Annotated in this window: 19 protein-coding genes; 8 read left to right on the forward strand and 11 right to left on the reverse strand. The window is 43.6% G+C overall.

From position 1 onward, the window contains the following. Positions 1-245: 245 nt before the first annotated feature. The 6 genes from ftnA (at position 246) to G337_RS0113480 (ending at position 4785) form a co-directional block, all read left to right on the forward strand. Entirely contained in the window at positions 246-770 is a 525-nt protein-coding gene (gene ftnA, locus G337_RS0113455; protein WP_028864355.1) for a non-heme ferritin, read from the forward strand. Positions 771-1011: 241 nt separating this feature from the next. After that, entirely contained in the window at positions 1012-1602 is a 591-nt protein-coding gene (gene petA, locus G337_RS0113460; protein WP_028864356.1) for a ubiquinol-cytochrome c reductase iron-sulfur subunit, read from the forward strand. Beyond that, the gene (locus tag G337_RS0113465) at positions 1602-2882 is read left to right on the forward strand and encodes a cytochrome b (RefSeq protein WP_028864357.1); all 1281 of its coding nucleotides are present in this window, start codon (positions 1602-1604) and stop codon (positions 2880-2882) included. Before petA ends, G337_RS0113465 begins: the two co-directional genes overlap by 1 nt. After that, on the forward strand, positions 2879-3613 hold the full coding sequence (locus tag G337_RS0113470; protein WP_028864358.1) for a cytochrome c1: 735 nt from the start codon (positions 2879-2881) through the stop codon (positions 3611-3613). Before G337_RS0113465 ends, G337_RS0113470 begins: the two co-directional genes overlap by 4 nt. Positions 3614-3736: 123 nt before the next feature. Next, positions 3737-4372, forward strand: coding sequence for a stringent starvation protein SspA (gene sspA / locus G337_RS0113475; RefSeq protein ID WP_028864359.1), 636 nt, complete (start codon positions 3737-3739; stop codon positions 4370-4372). Between the two features lie 8 nt (positions 4373-4380). Next, on the forward strand, positions 4381-4785 hold the full coding sequence (locus tag G337_RS0113480; RefSeq protein ID WP_028864360.1) for a ClpXP protease specificity-enhancing factor: 405 nt from the start codon (positions 4381-4383) through the stop codon (positions 4783-4785). A 71-nt stretch (positions 4786-4856) separates the two neighbouring features. Here the strand turns inward: G337_RS0113480 and G337_RS0113485 are convergent, their stop codons facing one another. From G337_RS0113485 to miaB, 10 genes are all read right to left on the reverse strand, one after another. Next, the gene (locus G337_RS0113485; protein ID WP_028864361.1) at positions 4857-5183 is read right to left on the reverse strand and encodes a hypothetical protein; all 327 of its coding nucleotides are present in this window, start codon (positions 5181-5183) and stop codon (positions 4857-4859) included. A 64-nt stretch (positions 5184-5247) separates the two neighbouring features. After that, positions 5248-6195, reverse strand: coding sequence for an alpha-L-glutamate ligase-like protein (locus tag G337_RS0113490; protein ID WP_028864362.1), 948 nt, complete (start codon positions 6193-6195; stop codon positions 5248-5250). A gap of 3 nt (positions 6196-6198) precedes the next feature. After that, the gene (locus tag G337_RS0113495; RefSeq protein ID WP_028864363.1) at positions 6199-7725 is read right to left on the reverse strand and encodes an inactive transglutaminase family protein; all 1527 of its coding nucleotides are present in this window, start codon (positions 7723-7725) and stop codon (positions 6199-6201) included. A gap of 9 nt (positions 7726-7734) precedes the next feature. After that, the gene (locus tag G337_RS0113500) at positions 7735-8481 is read right to left on the reverse strand and encodes an ATP-dependent zinc protease family protein (protein WP_051303253.1); all 747 of its coding nucleotides are present in this window, start codon (positions 8479-8481) and stop codon (positions 7735-7737) included. 128 nt (positions 8482-8609) lie between these two features. Further along, positions 8610-9980 carry an MATE family efflux transporter gene (locus G337_RS0113505; RefSeq protein WP_028864365.1) on the reverse strand — a complete coding sequence of 457 codons (1371 nt, stop codon included), beginning with the start codon at positions 9978-9980 and terminating at the stop codon, positions 8610-8612. Positions 9981-9983: 3 nt separating this feature from the next. Next, positions 9984-11552 (reverse strand): apolipoprotein N-acyltransferase, encoded by a 1569-nt coding sequence (gene lnt, locus G337_RS0113510; protein ID WP_028864366.1) that lies wholly within the window; start codon positions 11550-11552, stop codon positions 9984-9986. Beyond that, positions 11542-12411 carry a CNNM family magnesium/cobalt transport protein CorC gene (gene corC / locus G337_RS0113515; RefSeq protein ID WP_028864367.1) on the reverse strand — a complete coding sequence of 290 codons (870 nt, stop codon included), beginning with the start codon at positions 12409-12411 and terminating at the stop codon, positions 11542-11544. Before corC ends, lnt begins: the two co-directional genes overlap by 11 nt. A gap of 9 nt (positions 12412-12420) precedes the next feature. Next, positions 12421-12897, reverse strand: coding sequence for an rRNA maturation RNase YbeY (ybeY, locus tag G337_RS0113520; RefSeq protein WP_037027502.1), 477 nt, complete (start codon positions 12895-12897; stop codon positions 12421-12423). After that, entirely contained in the window at positions 12897-13940 is a 1044-nt protein-coding gene (locus G337_RS0113525; protein WP_028864369.1) for a PhoH family protein, read from the reverse strand. Before G337_RS0113525 ends, ybeY begins: the two co-directional genes overlap by 1 nt. Positions 13941-14128: 188 nt before the next feature. Further along, positions 14129-15559 (reverse strand): tRNA (N6-isopentenyl adenosine(37)-C2)-methylthiotransferase MiaB, encoded by a 1431-nt coding sequence (miaB, locus tag G337_RS0113530; RefSeq protein ID WP_028864370.1) that lies wholly within the window; start codon positions 15557-15559, stop codon positions 14129-14131. 222 nt (positions 15560-15781) lie between these two features. Between miaB and G337_RS0113535 the strand changes: the two genes are divergently transcribed. After that, positions 15782-16942: an FAD-dependent monooxygenase gene (locus G337_RS0113535; protein ID WP_028864371.1), complete on the forward strand. Its 1161-nt coding sequence runs from the start codon at positions 15782-15784 to the stop codon at positions 16940-16942. Between the two features lie 81 nt (positions 16943-17023). Here G337_RS0113535 and G337_RS0113540 read toward each other — a convergent pair whose 3' ends face one another. Further along, a complete protein-coding gene (locus tag G337_RS0113540) occupies positions 17024-18217 on the reverse strand; it encodes a carbohydrate porin (RefSeq protein ID WP_028864372.1) in 1194 nt (397 codons plus the stop codon). Between the two features lie 555 nt (positions 18218-18772). On the opposite strand from G337_RS0113540, the gene G337_RS0113545 reads away from it, so the two are divergent. After that, entirely contained in the window at positions 18773-19780 is a 1008-nt protein-coding gene (locus G337_RS0113545; protein WP_028864373.1) for an ABC transporter substrate-binding protein, read from the forward strand. Positions 19781-19783 lie beyond the last annotated feature (3 nt).

Here is a 19783-nt window from a genome sequence, read left to right on the forward strand (position 1 = left end):
CGTTATCGTACGGAAATAACACCTGAGATTTGTTTATTTGAGGCTGTTGGACGAGTGTCGCAACAGCTAACTAAGACATAGCCTTTTTTTTATCTCTGCTTTGCACTCTGTTCCTCTTTCTTCTTTATTTTCCTGCTCAACTCTCATTATATTTTCATCATCGCTTATTCTATCTATTTGGTATAAAGTGAATATTTAAAATAATTTATACCTAAGTTGTTTGGGTAAATGAAATGGAGATAGAGATGCTGGCCGAGACTATGGTTGAAAAATTGAACGAGCAGATTAATCTGGAATTTTATTCTTCGAACCTGTATCTGCAGATGAGCGCGTGGTGTGAAGATAAAGGTTTTGAAGGTGCCGCATTAATGCTGCGTAATCACGCAGCAGAAGAGATGGAGCATATGAACCGTCTCTTTACCTACGTTAGTGAAACTGGCGCATTACCTGTTTTAGGGGCTATTGAGGCACCGCCGCATGAATTTGACTCTTTAAAAGATATCTTTATGGAAACTTATCAGCATGAATGTCTGATTACTAAACAGATTAATGAGCTTACCCATGTGGCTTTCTCAACTCAGGATTATTCTACTTTTAACTTTTTACAGTGGTATGTTGCGGAGCAGCATGAAGAAGAGAAGTTGTTCAAGGGTATTTTAGATAAAATAAAATTAGTAGGTGAAGACGGTAAGGCCTTGTTCTGGGTTGATAAAGATCTTGCTGATTTAGCTAAGAACGGCTCACCTTCAATAATGGACAGCCCTGCATAGTTAATGTCGTTTATTTTTAGCCTATTACCTCATAAATAGTTCACTTAATGAGAGCATGGTCAATTAAGCCGTGCTTTTCTTCTTCTGCCTTCGTAAAAGTAATGTTAATAGCTTGTAAATATTGGTCTATTTCTTTAGAATTCAGCCAGTTTTTGTGCACTTAATATCAACTGAAAAATGTGTATATCAAGTTTTATGTTTTCTGAACTGCTTTTCTGCAGCTCACAATGGAGATGGTTAAATGAGCAATGCGCCTGTTAATTCTGGTCGCCGCAAGTTTCTGACACTGACAACTTCGGTTGTCGGCGGGGTGGGGGCTGCCGCTGTTGCAGTACCTTTCGTGAAATCTTGGAGCCCAAGTGAAAAAGCAAAAGCGGCTGGAGCCCCTGTTGCCGTTGATGTCAGCAAGATCCAGCCGGGTCAGCTGATTCGTGTTGAGTGGCGCGGTAAGCCCGTTTGGATTGTATCTCGTACGCAGAAGATTATTGATGAATTAGCTTCCCTTGCAGGTCAGTTACGCGATCCTGACTCACAGGAGCCGCAGCAGCCTGAATACGCGGCAAATATAAACCGTTCATTAAAAGAAGAGATTTTTGTTGCGGTTGGTTTATGTACCCACCTGGGCTGCTCTCCTACTTACCTTCCAGATTCCTTTGCCGAGCAGGTTGAGGGGGTCGAATCAGGTTTCTTCTGTCCTTGTCATGGTTCTAAATTTGATATGGCGGGACGAGTCTTTCAGAATGTACCGGCTCCGTTAAATTTAGTTGTGCCGCCGCATCATTATGTAAGTGATACACAAATTTTAATCGGTTTAGATAAAGGAGATGCCTAATGCTTAAAAAATTAGTCACAGGCACAATCGACTGGGTTGATGCGCGTATTCCGATGACTGAAACATGGAACAAGCATTTAGCACAGTATCCGACGCCTGTTAACTTTAACTTCTGGTACTTTTTTGGTTCACTGGCGATGTTAGTGCTTGTTAATCAGCTGTTAACCGGTATCTGGTTAACCATGCATTATAATCCGTCTGCTGAAGGAGCATTTGCTTCGGTTGAGTACATTATGCGTGATGTACCCTACGGATGGTTATTACGCTATATGCATTCAACGGGGGCTTCTGCATTCTTTGTGGTTATCTACCTGCATATGTTCCGCGGTTTAATTTACGGCTCTTACCAGAAACCGCGTGAGCTTATCTGGATCTTCGGCATGCTGATCTTTCTGGTGCTGATGGCTGAAGCATTTATGGGTTATCTGCTGCCTTGGGGACAGATGTCTTTCTGGGGAGCACAGGTAATTATCTCTCTGTTTGGTGCAATTCCAATTATTGGTGATGATCTGACACTGTGGATCCGTGGGGACTATGTTATTTCCGGAGCCACCCTGAACCGTTTCTTTGCTCTGCATGTTGTCGCTTTACCGTTAGCCCTGGTCGCTTTAGTTTTTCTGCATATTGTTGCACTGCATGAAGTGGGCTCAAATAATCCAGACGGCATTGAAATTAAACAGAAAAAAGGCAGTGCTTCTGAAGAAGCCAAAGGTAAGTTCACTTTCCACAAACATTACAGCGGTAAAAAAGATATTATCGATGCCGTTCCCTTCCATCCCTATTTCACGGTCAAAGATATTATGGGAGTCGCGGGCTTCTTAATTTTCTTCTGTGCAGTTATCTTCTTCCTGCCGGAAGGCGGCGGTTACTTCCTTGAGCCGCCGAACTTTGAGCCGGCAAACGGTCTGAAAACACCGGATCATATCGCTCCTGTGTGGTACTACACGCCGTATTATGCAATTCTGCGTGCTATTCCTGACAAGTTAATCGGTGTGGTATTCTTCGGCGGATCAATTGCTATTTTGTTCCTGCTGCCGTGGTTAGACCGCTGTAAAGTGAAATCAATCCGCTACCGCAGCTGGATTCATAAAGCGAACATTACTCAGTTTATTATCTGTTTCATTGTCTTAGGTGTATTAGGCGCGCTAGCGGCAACACCGGTTCGTACCATCATTGCGCAGATTGCCTCTGTTGGTTACTTCGGTTTCTTTATTGCGCTTTGGATATACAGTAAAAATGAAAAAACTAAACCGTTGCCAACGAGGTTAACATTCAAATGAAAAAATTAATGATAGCCTTAGTGGCACTGTTACCGACACTGGTGTCTGCCGCCGGTGGTAATGTTCATTTAGATAAAGCAGAATATGATTTAACGGACAAAACCTCGCTGCAGAACGGCGCTAAATTGTTTATGAATTACTGTTTTGCATGTCATTCAACCGGGTATCAGCGTTACCAGAGAGTAGCGGCGGATCTGGATATACCTGCTGAATTAATGAAAGAGAATCTGATTTTTACCGACAGTAAAATCGGTGATTTGATGAATAACAGCATGGATAAAAAAGATGCTGGCAAATGGTTTGGTAATCCTCCGTTAGACCTGACATTAGAAGCACGTCTGCGTGGTCCTGACTGGATCTACACTTATCTGCGTTCTTTTTATAAAGATGAAAGCCGTCCGTTTGGTGTGAATAATACGGTATTTAAAGACGTGGGTATGCCTCATGTACTTGAAGAACTGCAGGGTATTCCAACGGCTGTTTTCGAAACTAAAGTTGTAAACGGCGTTGAGCATAAAACGATTGTCGGTTTTGAAAGCAATGAAAACGGTGAGATGTCATCCGATGAGTATGACGCGGCGGTACTGGATCTGGTAAACTTCCTCGTTTACGCCGGTGAGCCGAATAAGTTAGAACGTCAGAATTTAGGTATTTGGGTACTTGCTTTCCTAGTGATACTCTTTGTTCTCAGTTACTTATTGAAGAAAGAATATTGGCGTGATATTCACTAAAACTTTCTTCTCCTAATGTTAGGAGCAGATAGTGCGTAATTATCGGCAATGCTGGTTTTATACCGTCATTGCCGTTGTCGTTTTTTAAACAAATAGAATTTTAATAAATATTAGGGGATTTTCATGGCCGTAGCTGCAAATAAACGTTCTGTAATGACACTCTTTTCGGGTGCATCAGATCTGTATAGTCATCAAACACGTATTGTTTTGGCAGAAAAAGGCGTTAATGTTGAAATCACATTCGCTGACGAAGAGAACTGGCCTGAAGAGTTAGCTGAACTAAACCCTTATAACAACGTGCCTACACTGGTTGACCGCGAGCTGGTTTTATACAACTCACGTATTATTATGGAATATTTAGACGAACGTTTTCCGCATCCGCCTCTTATGCCTGTTTACCCGGTAGAGCGCGGCAAAAGCCGTCTGATGATGCAGCGTGTTGAAAGCGACTGGTATCCGCTAGTTGAAATCATTATGGGCAGCGATGCACAGGCTGCTGAGCAGGCACGTGTTAAATTACGTGAATCAATTTTATTAATTGCACCTGTATTTGATCATTTCAGCTACTTTATGTCAGAAGAGTTTACATTAGTTGACTGTTACATGGCGCCGTTATTATGGCGTTTACCTGAACTAAACATCGATTTAGGTAATGAAAATGTCAGCGGTATCAAAAGCTATATGGTTAAAGTATTCGAACGTGAATCTTTCCAGGCATCAATGACTGAAACTGAACGTGAAATTAGAGTAGGTATGTAATGACAGCTATGTTAGTGCAGCGTCCGTATCTTTTACGTGCATTCTATAACTGGATTGTTGATAGTGAATGTACTCCGCATATTATTGTTGATGCGGCTCAGCCTTGTGTTGAAGTGCCTCAGCAGTATGTTGAAGACGGAAAAATTGTTCTTAATATTGCGCCGCAGTCTGTGATGCAGTTTTCCATGGATGATGATGCAGTAGCATTTAATGCTCGATTTGCAGGACAGCCGATGCAGGTATATGTGCCTTTATACGCAATTGAAGGCATTTACGCCCGTGAAAACGGTGCCGGTACTATCTTTCCTGAAGAGCCTGCTTATCAGGCGCTGGATAAGCCTTTAGAGCCGACAGCTGAAGCGCCTAAAAAACCTAAGCCGGGTAAACGCCCAAGCTTAACCGTGGTTAAGTAACCTTTAGGAATGTTGAAAAACCGAGATTTATCTCGGTTTTTTTATATCTGCAGTAAATGTTTTAATTAAAACTACTTCTGGTTGGCGCTGTTTAGATCGCTTTTTACCCAGAATAGATAAATAGAATATAAGCAGGCAGGTATCATTAATAATGTTACCGCAGTCGACACTGAGAACAGCCAGGGTTCAGCTGCAAACAGGACGGGTTTAACCCTGCCGATAACCAGATATCCTGCTATCTGCTGAGTATACAGGGCGCTCCAGAGCAGTTTAAAAAACAGCACTGTAAATGCGCCGCTGATAATAAAGTTGAGTGCCAAAGGCAGACGGTAAATGCCGTGTGCACAGTCATTCGTATTCATTTTCAGCGCATTAGCAGGCCCGGACAGTTTAGCCATAATTTTTTCCTATAAAAAAGCCGCTGTCCGGGCGGCAGACAGCGGCTGTGTGTAGATGCTTTTATTACTGAGAGAAATGTTTCTTAGAAAAAGCTACTCGCTCCTCCGCGTCCATACCATGGTCATCACCAAGGCTTTCAATCAGTTTTAAACGCGGCAGGATACCTTCACCGTTAGCTATCTGAATAGCCAGGCCGGGGCGTGCATTAAGCTCTAACAGCATGGGCCCTAAATCCCGGTCAAGCACCATATCTGTGCCTAAATAACCCATACCGGACATTTCATAACAGCTGGCGGCCAGATAGATCAAACGCTCCCATTTCGGTACTTCTAACAGAGCAAGCTCTTTATTGGTATCCGGATGATACTTTACCGGCTGATCAAACTGTACGGCGTGCAGCGCTTTACCCGTGGTGATATCTACACCGACACCAACCGCTCCCTGGTGTAAATTAGCTTTACCGTCAGAGGCTGCTGTTGACAGGCGCATCATCGCCATCACTGGAAAGCCTTTAAAGACGATAACCCGTACATCGGGCACGCCTTCAAAACTAAAACCGTCAAAGGCATTATCGAACTGGATTAAACCTTCTACGACAGCAACATCCGCACTGCCGCCTAAGCTGAACAGGCCGGCAAGGATATCGGTAACATGGCGTTTAATTTCAGACAGGCTCTCTTCACTGCCGTTCGGCTTGAAATAGCGCCCGTTTTCAATTTTAGTAATAACCAGAATGCCTTTACCGCCGCTGCCTTTTGCGGGTTTAATAACAAAGCCGGGCGTGTCTTTGATATAGGCTTCAACGCCTTCAACTTCCGCCTGCATAGAGATAACACCTAATAAAGCCGGTGTTGTCACATCTGCTTCGCGGGCAATAATTTTAGTCTTTAATTTATTATCAACCAGCGGGTACAGTTTACGCGGATTATAGCGTCCGATATAGCCGCTGTTACGCTGGTTCATGCCCATAATTCCTTTGCTTCTAAGTTTAAAAGGGCTGCAGAAAACCATGGTTTATTCCTTATCGGCTAAAGGTTTAAAACGGCGCAGCTCTAATAAACGGTAACCGGTATAACTTCCAAGAAGCAGTACCAGCGCCATAACAACGAACTGCAGACCAATGAAGTTGAACATCAGGTGACGGGTAACTTCGTTGCTCATTGCAAAGTAGGCAAGCACTGCAACAATTAAACTGCCGCCGCCTTGAGCGATAACATCTTTCGCACCTTCCTCTTCCCATAACACCGACATACGTTCAATTGTCCAGGAAAGAATAATCATCGGGAAGAAGGTGATTTTAAGCCCCTCGGTTAATCCAAGCTTATAGGAGAGCACGCCGAACATAGCAATCAGCAGGATAACCATAATGATTACCGTTGATATTCGCGACACCAGAAGCAGGTTGAGGTGGGAAAGGTATGAGCGGATAAATAAACCGACAGCTACCAGTAGAATAAAGCCGATTAACCCGGTCAGCAGGCTTGTTTGAATAAATGCCATGGCGATTAAAACCGGCATAAAGGTGCCCGATGTTTTAAGGCCGATTAATACCCGCATTATTACTACAATTAAAACACCTAAAGGAATCATTAAGATGCCTTTAAATAGTGACTGGTCTTCAACTGGCAGGCTGTGAATGGAAAAGTTGAACAGATGTTCATTTTCGGCTTTCTGCAGAATCGCAGCCAGTGCCGGCTGTTCCTGCTGAATCATGGAAAAGCTGACCTTTGAGTTTGTTCCACCGGTTAATTCCAGCAGTGCTTTACCGCTTTGGTCCCAAAGCAGCAGGTTGCTGCGGTCTACCGCCTCTACGCTGTCAGCATTAAACAGACGTGAAGTTATAACGCCGTCTTTTTCCTGAAAAACTTCAACTAGAGGCTGCAGATGCTGGCGTCGTCGTCCGTCTTCCAGATAAAGCGCGCCGACTTTTTTCGAGGGAATTTTAGCTTTGTTCAGTAATGAGATTAACAGATCGGTTTTGCTGCTGTTATCGTTAAGAACCAGGCTGACATTCTGGCTGGTTTGCTCTGCGTTTAATACTTTCAGGAGTTCCCTGGTAAAGCTGAATGCATCTGCACTGGTTTTTAATGCATCATTAATGATTTCTGCACCTGCTGTCTGCCCGGCCGGATCATACTGCAGATCCAGCAGAGGCGGCATTTCATTTATAGGCTGATCAGTGCTTTTAGAATCGGCTAGAAACTGGACATTGTAGTATAGAGTCTGTCTGCCGTTTGCTTCGCGAATTGTCCACTGCGCCTGTGGAACACTGTTCTCTTCTATAAACGACAGGCCGTAACCTGGAGACGCTGCATTCTGGCTCAGCTGCAGATAACCGGCTTGTACCTTAGGTGTGGTTAGGGAAGCAATAACCTCCCGTCCGTCGGCTTCAAAATCGATTTTTGCATCAATATTCCAGATGGTGCGTGTTTCACCCGGCATCCATGGAATATCAAATGCGACATGGCGCTGAATTGTCTGCGATAACCCTAGGGTAAATAAGCCGGCAACGAGAAGATAAAAGAAAATACGAGCATTCATAACGGTTCCCTATTTTTTAGCTTTTTTTTGATATTTCGGGTGGATATATTCCTGGCTGACATCAACCAGAATTACATCACGCATAAATGTACGGCCGATTAATACCGGGTATTCCATATGCTGGCGGTCAGTTAAAGTGAATTCGGTCAGGTGTACCGTCTCACCGATACGTACCTGTAACTTAACAACCGGGCGGTCGTCAGTGACACCTGGCTTACTTGACTGACTTATTTTTGCTATACGTTCTATTTTTGCTTCAATGCGCTGGCTATCGCCGCCTTTATCATGGTTTAAGCTGAAACGTACCCACTTTTTTCCGTCACGTTCGAAGCGTTCAATATCAACGGCATTAAGTGATGAAGTGGCCGCTCCGGTATCAATGCGTCCTTTGTAGCTGCTTTTAGCCGCGGAAATATAAACCCATTCAATGCGTCCCAGGACGGTTTTATCATCGAACTGCACTATCTTTTCTTTATCGACAACTGCTACTGTTTCAGTTTTAGGTTTCTGCACTTTAACTTTTTTAGCTTTAACTAATAAAGCATCTAATTCTGTGATTTTATCCTGGCTGGCTTTTAATGCTTTGCTGGCTGCTGCTAACTCATCTTGAGTTTTCTGGTTGGTTTTCTGTGATTCCACAAGTTCACCCTGAAGGTTGGTTATTTGTGTTTGTTGTGATTCAGTATCAATACTGACACAGCCGGAAGTCACAAAAAGAGCAAGTGCAGTCAACAGCACTGTTTTATTTAAAAACATTAAAAATTCCTTAGCCATATATATGATAATCAAATAATAGATGTTATCAGCTTGACATCAAAATAGCAGGATTAATCTCACTATTTTGCTGAGTTAGCTTCATAACAATTAGATATAAAGTGGAATTTTTACGGATGCAGCATGTTTTTTAACCAGTGCTTTTTGTGGACGCGCTGAATAACCAGAATAACCTTGATAAGTTCTTCTGATAAAGTGACCAGATAAGCTTCAACTAAGGTGAAATGATAATATTTAACGGCAATAAAAGTCAGCGGAATACCGACGCACCACATACAAAAAATATCAATGAATGTACTGTAGTTAACATCTCCGCCGCTGCGTAATACGCCTATGATACCGATAAAGTTAATTACCCGGACGAACAAAGCCAATGCCAGTACCATCAATACCTGTGAGGCGCTTGCCGCCGCGCTGACAGAAAGAGTCGGAAAAAATGCTAACACCGGCTCCCTGAAGAAAATAATAATCGGAGCAAAGAAAACCGCCAGGATCGGCACAAATAAAATAAAGGTCCAGGCCTGCTGCCAGGCTCTATCGAATGACTTGGCGCCCAGTTCATGGCCTATCATGGTGCCGCTGGCAATGGCAATGCCGATAAACAGAGCAAAAATGGTTTGTTCTATAGTGGATACCATGCTCATAACAGCCAGTTCCTGAATGCCTATCATAGCGAAAATCAAGGTATAGACAAAAACACCCAGTGCCCAGCAGCCGTCATGCATAACCATAGGTACAGCAAGTTTTATATAACGTTTGATTTCAAAGGCACTGAGTGCCTGTTTGATTTCCGTGGCGGCTGCAATAATAAAGGGGCGCCTTTTAGCAACAAAAGCGAGCATTAACAGTAACTGAATAAAACGGGCCGCCACCGTACCCCAGGCGCTGCCTTCTACACCCATTGCCGGGAACCCTAAATGTCCGAAAATGAGTATGTAGTTTAGAAATGCATTGATCGGCAGTGCCAGCATACTGATACGCATTGCCGTTTTAGTATCGCCGGCGGAGCGCAGGGCGGTCTCAACGGGCAGTACAATGGCGGTGAAAATAAAGCTCCACGCGGTAATGACTAAATAGTCGTTGGCGAACCCTAAAAGATGTGAGTCATCACTAGCAAGCCCGGTAACTGTTTCCGGGAATAAAACATAAAAAGCAATAAAGGGCAGGATGCTGACTACAGAAAATAACAGCGAAATTACCAGGCTGCGTCTTAATCCGGAAAGATCTTCTGCTCCGTAATATTGAGAGGCCAGCACACCGCCGGCGTGACTGATGCCCACCATAACCAGCAGATTAAAGAAGAATATTTTATTACCCAGTCCAACGGCGGCAATTTCACTCTCACCTAACTGGCTGACCATTAAAATATCAACCAGGCCGAGAAAAGAGTATAACAGCGACTGAAAAGTAATAGGCAGAGCTAACTTCCAGAGCTTGTTCTGGAAGTCAGGATGTCGAAATGTGGCAATTTTGTTTTTCATTTATTAGCCTGCAGGTTTCTTTCGTTTTCTATGGTAGAAAAACATCCCTGTCAGTATTAATAAGCAGTATAAGTACAGCGGTGTGGTTCCGTAACGCTGATAGGGGGTCTGCCCGAATGCCGGCTGCACATTTTTACTTAAGACTGCCGCTGTGTTGACCGGTAAGCGCCCGACTTCATTGCCGGATGAATCAAAAATAGCTGTTACGCCGTTATTTGTGCTGCGCAGCACTGGTCTGGCAAACTCAATGGCGCGCATTCTGGCTATCTCTAAATGCTGTTCCGGGCCTATTGAGTCACCGAACCAGGCATCGTTGCTTAAGGTTAAAATAAAGCCGGTTTTTTCTGCGATATTTTTGCGTAATAATTCGGGAAAGGCGATCTCATAACATAAAGCGGATGCTAGATCGGCCTGTTCATTATGCAGATTCGGCTGAATTTCAGCGCCGCGCTGGAAGCTTGACATAGGCAGATTGAAATAGGGGGCAAGCGGGCGCAGGTACTCTTCGAAAGGAACAAACTCGCCGATCGGCAGTAACTGATGTTTCTGGTAGCGGTTATCCCCTTTTAATGAATACTCATGCCCCTGCGGCAGTTTGCCCAGCATAATAATTGTATTGTGGTAGTCCTCTGTTGCCGGGTCATAACCGACAATACCGGTGATCAGGCTTTTATTTTTACCGCTCAGCTCTGCAGATAAAGGCTCTAGAAAGCGCTGCATATCCAGCTCTAATGCGGCAATCGCTGATTCCGGCCAGATAATAAGCTCGCTCTGGTCATCTAATCCGGTTTCACTAAGATCCAGGTATTTAAACAGTGACGGGTAGAGCTGATCTCTCTGCCATTTTTCATTCTGGTCAATATTACCCTGCACCAGCGAAACCATTACCTGCGGCTGAAGCTGCGTGTATTTCTGCTGCTGTAAAATATAACCGCCTAGCAGAATAGTGCAGATTAAAAGCACATTTAAGAGAATTTTCTGCTTCTGGATAATCAGAGTCAGCGCGCCGCAGATAATCATAATCGCCAGCGTGATCCCCTGAACGCCTAATACAGGTGCAAACCCGACTAAAGGAGTATCTGCGTGACTGTAACCTAGATAAGCCCACGGGAATCCGGTTAAAACATAACCTCGGAGCCAGTCAGAAATCAGCCAGAAAACCGGGATAATCAGCAGATAACGTTTTGTATTTGAAAAGTGCAGAAAACGTGTACTTGCCCATAATGCCAGGGTTGGAAACAGGGCTAAATAAGCACACAGCAGAACAATTAAAAAAACGCTGACCGCTGCCGGCATTCCCCCGAACTGATCCATGCTGACATAAACCCAGTGAATGGTAGCGATAAACATCGATAAGCTGAAGGTAAAGCTGACTAAAAAATAGCGCTGCGTGGTTTTTTGTACCTGCTGCAGTAATAGAAACAAGCCGATAAATGAAGGGTAGACTGTCCACCATAATGCAAAAGGCGCAAAAGCGAAAACCTGTACAGCACCAACAATAAGGGCAGCAAAAAGCTGCCCCGGTAGATTTTCTGTAACAGTGTGTAGTTTTTTGAGGGTATTATTGATCAATATTTTTTAGCTCTTTAGGCAGACGAACTTGAAGTTGTACTAAGCGGCGGTTATCGGCGTTGATCACTTTAAATCTATGACCTTCAATGGAGATGCTTTCACCGCGGCCCGGCAGATGGCCGAGTTTATGGATAATTAAACCGGCGATGGTATCCTGCTCATCAATATTAAACTCAGTTGCAAAATAGTCATTAAAATCATCAATTGAGGTTAAGGCATTTACCGCATAAGTTCGTTTACCGATTTTGCGGATTTCGGCGACATCGATATCATCAAATTCATCTTCGATCTCACCGACGATAACTTCTAAGATATCTTCTATGGTCACCAGACCGGAAACGCCGCCGTATTCATCAACAACAATCGCCATATGGTAACGCTGACTGCGGAAATCTTTAAGCAGGGTATCTAAGCGTTTGCTTTCCGGAACAACAACGGCTTCACGCAGGATATCTTCAATTTTAAAATCGTCTGCTTCACTGCTGAAACCAAATTTAAGCAGATCTTTAGCCAGCAGCAGTCCGACAATATGGTCTTTGTCTTCTGTAATAACAGGGAAGCGCGAGTGAGCGGATTCAATTAACTGCGGAAGAAACTCTTCTACACTCTGATGCAGGCCCAGTGTGATCATCTGTGAGCGGGGGATCATAATGTCGCGTACGCGTAATTTGGAAACATCCAATACACCTTTGATCATCTCTTTAGTTTTCTGATCAATAACCTGACGTTTTTTCGCGCCTTTAATTATTTCAAATAATTCTTTCTGGTTCTGCGGCTCTCCCTGGAAAAGGCTGCCGATTTTGTCTAATAGACCAGATTTAGAATTTTCAGGCGCTGATTGTATATTGTCTTCAGACATTAATTTTATTTACTCTTTTTCACTTAAATAGGGATCAGCAAAACCAAGTTCTATTAATAGTTTTGTCTCAAGGGTTTCCATCTCAACAGCTTCCTGCTCGATGATATGATCATAGCCTAACAGGTGTAATGTGCCGTGGATAAGCATATGCGCCCAATGTTCCGTCACGGATTTATTCTGCTGTAGTGCTTCATTTTCAACCACTTGTTTACAGATTACCAGATCACCTAATAAAGGCAATGTGATCCCCGGCGGATTTTGAAAAGGGAATGACAGTACATTGGTCGGCTTATCTTTAGCGCGGTAGGAACTGTTCAGTTCCTGACTTTCATCCTGATCCACAATGCGCACGGTTAATTCCGCTTCTTCGCGCGGTGTTTCTAAACCTGCAAGCAGAGCCGTATGCACCCATTTTTCAATAGAGGGCAGATCCGGCAGCTGGTCTTCATTTTCACTGGCAATTTGTAAATCAACAAACAGATCCATTATTTTTTGTCCTGTTGAGAGGCTTCTGACGCGGCAATCTCAGCTTTGCGGTCAAATGCTTCATAAGCTTTAACAATACGTGCCACAACCGGGTGGCGTACAACATCCTCTGCAGCGAAGAAACTAAAGCTGATATCGTCTTCAACATTACCCAGAACTTCTATTGCATGGCGCAGCCCCGATTTCTGATGACGGGGCAGATCAATCTGAGTGATATCACCGGTAATCACTGCGGTTGAATTAAAACCGATTCGGGTTAAGAACATTTTCATCTGTTCAATCGTGGTATTCTGGCTTTCATCAAGAATAACAAATGCATCATTTAAAGTACGGCCGCGCATGTATGCTAATGGGGCAATCTCAATAACATTTCGTTCAATTAGTTTTTCAACTTTTTCAAAACCTAACATTTCAAACAGAGCGTCATATAACGGGCGCAGGTAAGGATCTACTTTCTGCGACAGATCACCGGGTAAGAAACCTAGCTTTTCACCTGCTTCAACGGCTGGACGGGTCAGTAAAATGCGGCGTACTTCCTGGCGTTCTAAAGCTTCAACCGCACAGGCAACCGCTAAATAGGTTTTACCCGTTCCGGCCGGTCCAATACCAAAACTGATGTCGTTTCTTAATATGCTGCTGACGTATTTGGTCTGATTTTCACCGCGAGGTTTAATGACACCACGTTTGGTTTTAATTGACAGGCTGTGATAACCGCCTTGATCGTCAGCCGGTTTGACTTCTAATAAACGATGGTGGGAAATTAAATCCTGCAGTGCAAGGTGCACCTCTTCATCTGATAAAGCGGCTGTTTTACCTTTGACCGGCATTGTGTCGACATACAGATCTTTTAAAAGGTCCGAGCATGCCTGAGCATAACGATGCTCGCCGACAACCTGGAAGTGTGAGTTTTTATAAATAATCTCAACACCTAAACGACGCTCAATCTGTTTAAGGTTGTCATCAAAAGAGCCGCATAATACCGCTAAACGGTTAGTGTCTTCCGGTACTAAATCAAGATGAACGGTAGTCAGTTTTGTTGTCAAAATAATTGAACCTTATTGCAGATGAAGCTGTTTGAATTAGTTTCTTAATGAAAGTTATGTGCTGCGCAGGGCAGTCAGAATTATTAATTCTTTATAAGAGCGGGCACAGCAAAGAAGATATACCCGTACTTTATAGCCAGGCCGCCTCAATATGCAGGAATCAGCATCTTGAGGCTGTCTGGTATATATTAACCGTTTAATTCAGGTGTGAATGTTTCAACACCCAGGTTTTTCTCATGTTTATTCACGATATCGCCAGGACGAATCGATTCACGCAGATTCATATCTGCTTCAGCGCGGATAAACTTACCGCGAATTGAGTTGCTATGCACCTCAGTAATTTCAACATCAACGAAACCGCCGATTGAGCGGTGATCACCTTCAAAGTTAACAATACGGTTGTTTTCAGTACGTCCGCACAGTTCCATAATATTTTTACGTGAAGGGCCTTCTACTAAAATCCGCTGTACAGATCCCACCATACGGCGGCCGATCAGCTGCGAGTGCTGATGAATTCTATCCTGCAGAACAGCTAAACGCTGTTTTTTGGTTTCTAGAGTCACATCATCGGGCATATCGGCGGCCGGTGTACCCGGGCGCTGACTGTAGATAAAGCTGTAGCTGGTATCAAAACCGATATGGTTAATTAAATCCATTGTCTCTTGAAAATCTGCGTCGGTTTCATTCGGAAAACCAACAATAAAGTCAGAGCTTACCGTCAGGTTCGGACGAACCGCTTTCAGACTGGCAATTCTTTCTTTGTACTCGTCGGCCGTATGGCCGCGTTTCATCAGGCTGAGAATACGGTCTGCACCGGCCTGCACGGGTAAATGCAGGAAATCCACTAACTCAGGAGTATCTCTATAGACGTCAATAATATCATCACTGAAATCAATCGGATTACTAGTGGTGTAACGTAAACGGTCAATGCCGTCGATTGAGGCTACATAACGTAATAACTCGGCAAAACTGCAGGTGCCGCCGTCGTGAGTTGCGCCGATAAATGAGTTTACATTCTGTCCTAACAGGTTAATTTCACGTACGCCCTGTTCGGCTAACTGCGCAACTTCCAGCAGGATATCATCAAGCGGACGGCTGACTTCTTCACCGCGGGTATAAGGAACAATACAGTAAGTGCAGTATTTTGAGCAGCCTTCCATAATGGAAACAAATGCGGTTGCACCTTCTGCGCGCGGCTCAGGCAGTGAATCAAACTTTTCAATTTCAGGGAAGCTGACATCAACAACTGTGCCGTGATCTTCTTTAACCTGTTTAATCATCTCCGGCAGACGGTGCAGAGTCTGCGGACCGAAAATAATATCTACATAAGGCGCGCGGCGGCGGATTGCTTTGCCTTCCTGAGACGCTACGCAGCCGCCGACACCAATCACTAAATCTGGTTTTTTATCTTTTAATTTTTTCCAGCGCCCAAGCTGATGAAATACTTTTTCCTGGGCTTTTTCACGAATTGAACAAGTATTAAGTAAAATAACGTCTGCATCTTCTGCATTATCTACGGTGGTATAACCGTTGCTTGAATTTAACAGGTCTGCCATCTTTGATGAATCGTATTCATTCATCTGACAACCCCAAGTTTTGACGTGTAATTTCATGCTCATAATCTGTTTACTCATACTGTGTTCTATAAAAAGAGGTCGCATTTTACGCACTTCACCGCAATCATGCTACTTTTTGTTTAACTCTATTAATAACAGCTAAAGGGCTTAAAAACAGCAGGGAATTAAGTTTCTGAATTTGAGCCTTTTTCTCTATTGTTTTTCCCATAAGTCAGAATAATTTGATTACAATAAACGCAGCTTAAAATTTTCAGGAAAATAATAATGCAAAACAGAGAAGTAATAGTAATCGGCGGCGGTATGGTTGGTGCATTAACTGCATTATTGTTAGCCCGGCAGGGGGAGCTGGTTCACCTTGTGGAAAAAACGCCCTGCACTATGCCGTCTGTAGACGAAGCCTTTGATCTGCGAGTATCGGCGTTCAGCGCGCAAAGTAAAAACCTCTTAGAGCTTGCCGGAGTATGGGATTTGATCCCGGCAAACCGCCTTTGTGCTTACCGGGGCTTACAGACCTGGGAAAGGGGCAGCAGCAAATTGAAATTTGACAGTGCTGATATTGGTATTGACGCTTTAGGTTATATTGCTGAAAACCGCTGGATCCAGGCGGTATTATGGCAGGCGCTCAAAGAACTTAATAATGTTACCTTCTATGAGAACAGAGAAGTTAAGGGGATCAATAATTCAGATTCAGGTGTATCGGTAGATTTAGATAACGCCGGGCAGATCAGTGCGGATCTTTTAATTGCCTGTGACGGCGCAAATTCTGCTGTCCGCCAGTTATTAAATATTGGTATTACAGCATGGGATTATCGTCAGCAGTGTATGCTGATTAATATTAAAACCAACAGCACTCAGCAGGATATTACCTGGCAGGAGTTTCGGGAAACGGGCCCCTGTGCATTTTTACCGCTTGCAGATAATAACGCCAGTTTAGTCTGGTACCATAACCCAAGAAAAATCAATCAGTTAAAGTCATTGTCTAATGCGCAGTTAAAAGATGCCGTAAAAGCTGAGTTTGCCCCTTTAGATTTTGACTTTGAAGTGCAGGATAAAGCTTCGTTTCCGCTGACCCGCCGCCATGCGCACTCTTATTATAAAGGTGCATGTGTATTGTTAGGTGATGCCGCTCATACTATTAACCCCTTAGCCGGGCAGGGAGTAAACCTGGGTTTTAAGGATGTTGAATGCTTAGTAGATCTTCTGCACAACAGCCGCGATCTGCCGCTGCAGAGTATATTAAAACGCTACGAAAACAGACGTAAACCAGCCAATTTACTGATGCAGACGGCTATGGATGTTTTTTATAAAGGCAGTAAGTGTGAATTAAGTTCGGTGCGCTTATTACGTAAAGGCATTTTAGGACTGGCACAGAACAGCGGGGCCCTTAAAAACAGAGTGATGAAATATGCGATGGGCCTGCAGTAGTGAGTCTTTGTACTTAAAGGAATAAGAAGATTAACAGGAGCAGGGGGCTCCTGTTAATCTGATTGTCAGGTCAGCCTGGGTTTACCACCATGCTTCAGCCTGCATGCCCACACTAACTTCGCTGTCTGCACCGTTGAATGCGGTCTCATTTTCGTAGTCATTCATGTAGCTGGCGAAAACACGAATTTCAGGGCGTGACCAGAAACCTACCTGCGGCACCCATGCCTGAGCAACAGTAACTTTACTGCCGGCACCGTCAACATCATTGATTGTTTGAGTAAAGCCGCCCACTTCTACTATGGTACGCATCTTCTCAGTCCATTTGTACATTGGACGAGCAACGACACTGAACAGCGTGTCATCGGTATCAGTACCGTCAACATCTCCAGCAGCTGCAAAAAGTACAGAGTGACCAAATTCGATATCATCACTTAAAGACACTACACCCCAGTTGATAATACGGTAGCCTGAAGCATCGTTATCATTAACATCACGTTTTATGCCGTTACCAGAACCGTAACCTGTCATCTGCTCTGCATATCCGGCAGTGGCTGCCTGTAAAATGGTTTTATTAAAACCGGCATCTAAGTTCTGGGTTATGCTTGCAGTCAACAAGATGCTGTCATCAGCGTCAATTTTCTGGCCGTTTCTTTCATGCCCGTAATTGTAGTCAACACCCACTTCTAAATCAGCTCTGTTCCATAGAGGAATGCCTGCATAGCGGATATCGGCTATCACTGCAGTGATTTCCTGACCGTCATCAAGATCACCTGCAACATCATCTTGAATTAATGCCATAGACAGTTTACCCGGGCCCATATTGATATGCTCAATACCTGCACCTGTGCCGCTTATATCCCAGTAGTAAGAATCAAGGATATGTACGTCATGACGCTGGTAGTAACGTTTACCGCCCCAAAGAACAATATCTTTATCTTCAAACAGACCTTGTGCCTGTACATTAAACTGTGCAACTTCTACATCACCGCCGGCTCCGTCCTGACCTGCCCAGTACTTAAGCATTGAATCAACCACATATGAAGTTTCACCATCATTAAAAACTTCTTTTTTAAAACCAAACTCACCGTAGAGGTCATTTTCGTTACCTAAACGTCCAACTTTATTGACTTCCCATTTTGGATTCGAACCGCTTTCACTGCCCAGGCCCACACCACCGCGCATGTAACCGTTAAATTCTAGAGGAGACGTTTCTGCCGTTACATTTGCTGATAATAGTGCTGCAGAAATTGCGCCTGCAAGAGGTAATAGTTTCATTGTTGTTTCCTTATTGTGTTAAAGCTTAATCATATAAGCAGTCTGGATTTGCTGTGTTTCCTTTCTACACCTTGTTTTTAAAGATGTTTTTAGTAAATCTGGTCATTTATCCGGTTAATGAGAATGTCTGTGCCAAAGAGTTTATGAAGTTCTTCGTTTAAAATTGTTTGCTCTCACCACTTTTTGGGACTGGTCCCGGGACCGGTCCCTATAATGTATTTTTAATAAGAAAATAAAAGTCAGCGACAATAATATTGTGATCAATATAACGGTCAAATTTTGCTCATTTATGTGATTCTTATATAAATGATATTAAATTGTTTATATAAGTAGTTGTTTTTATGGGGATGGTTGGCTGCTGGTTTATAAACTTTATGCGCTTATAAATTATCCGCTGAAAATCACTTTTATTGCTGCAGGTTCGCAAAATAAGCAGGCGGGATTATGTTTTCTGTCTTAATCTAGATAAATAAATGCATAAATTTATACAAAATCACACAGCCTGTTGTTGGCTATATAGATTAAACCAAGATTATAAATAATAGGGATATTAGTATGCGAAAGATCCTCATCATCTCTTTTTTTCTTGTATTAACCTCACTTTCCAGCCGCGCTTTTTCCAGTGACTGCGGCAGAGTCAGTATTGCAGATATGAACTGGGATTCAGCGACTCTGATTGCCAGTCTCGACCGCTTTATTCTTGAGCATGGTTTTGGTTGTGATGTTCAGATTATAGCCGGCGATACTATGCCTACGGGAACTTCTATGATTGCTTCAGGGCAGCCGGATATCGCTCCTGAGTTCTGGAGTAGTTCGTTTAAGCAGGCATTAGATCTTGGTGTACAGGAAGAGCGAATACGTTATGCTGGTTCACCATTATCCGACGGTGGAGAAGAGGGCTTCTGGGTACCGGAATATATGGTGAAGAAAAATCCTGAATTAGCTACGATTGCCGGTATTAAAGCGAATGCTGCATTATTTAGAGATCCGCAGCATCCGGATAAGTCTGTTTTTATGGGCTGCCCTGTCGGCTGGAACTGCCGAATTTCAGCCGGCCACCTGTTTCGCGCGCTGGAATTAGATAAGTTCGGTTTTGATTTAGTTGATCCAGGCTCAGGTATCGCGCTTGCCGCTTCGATTGCTGAAGCTTATAAGCGTAAACAGGCATGGTTTGGTTATTACTGGGCGCCGACATCTGTGCTTGGTAAATATAAAATGGTCAAGGTTGATTTCGGTTCGGGAACAGACGAACAATATTTTAAAGAATGTATTACTCAAAATGACTGCGCAGCATCTAAAGTCACCATGTATCCGCACTCTGCTGTCGATACTGTAGTGACCGAAAGGTTTGCAATGAATTCGCCTGAAGCATTAGCCTACATTTCAGCGCGTTCATTTACTAATGCACAAATGAACCAGTTATTAGCCTGGATGGAAGAGCAGCGGGCTGACGGTAAAGATGCGGCTGAATATTTTTTAGTGCACTTCCCGGAGGTCTGGACAAAATGGCTTGATAGAGCAACGGCAGGAAAAATAAAAAAAGCATTGTCAGAAATACAATAACAG

This window comes from Psychromonas aquimarina ATCC BAA-1526 (assembly GCF_000428725.1).
Taxonomy (GTDB): domain Bacteria; phylum Pseudomonadota; class Gammaproteobacteria; order Enterobacterales; family Psychromonadaceae; genus Psychromonas; species Psychromonas aquimarina.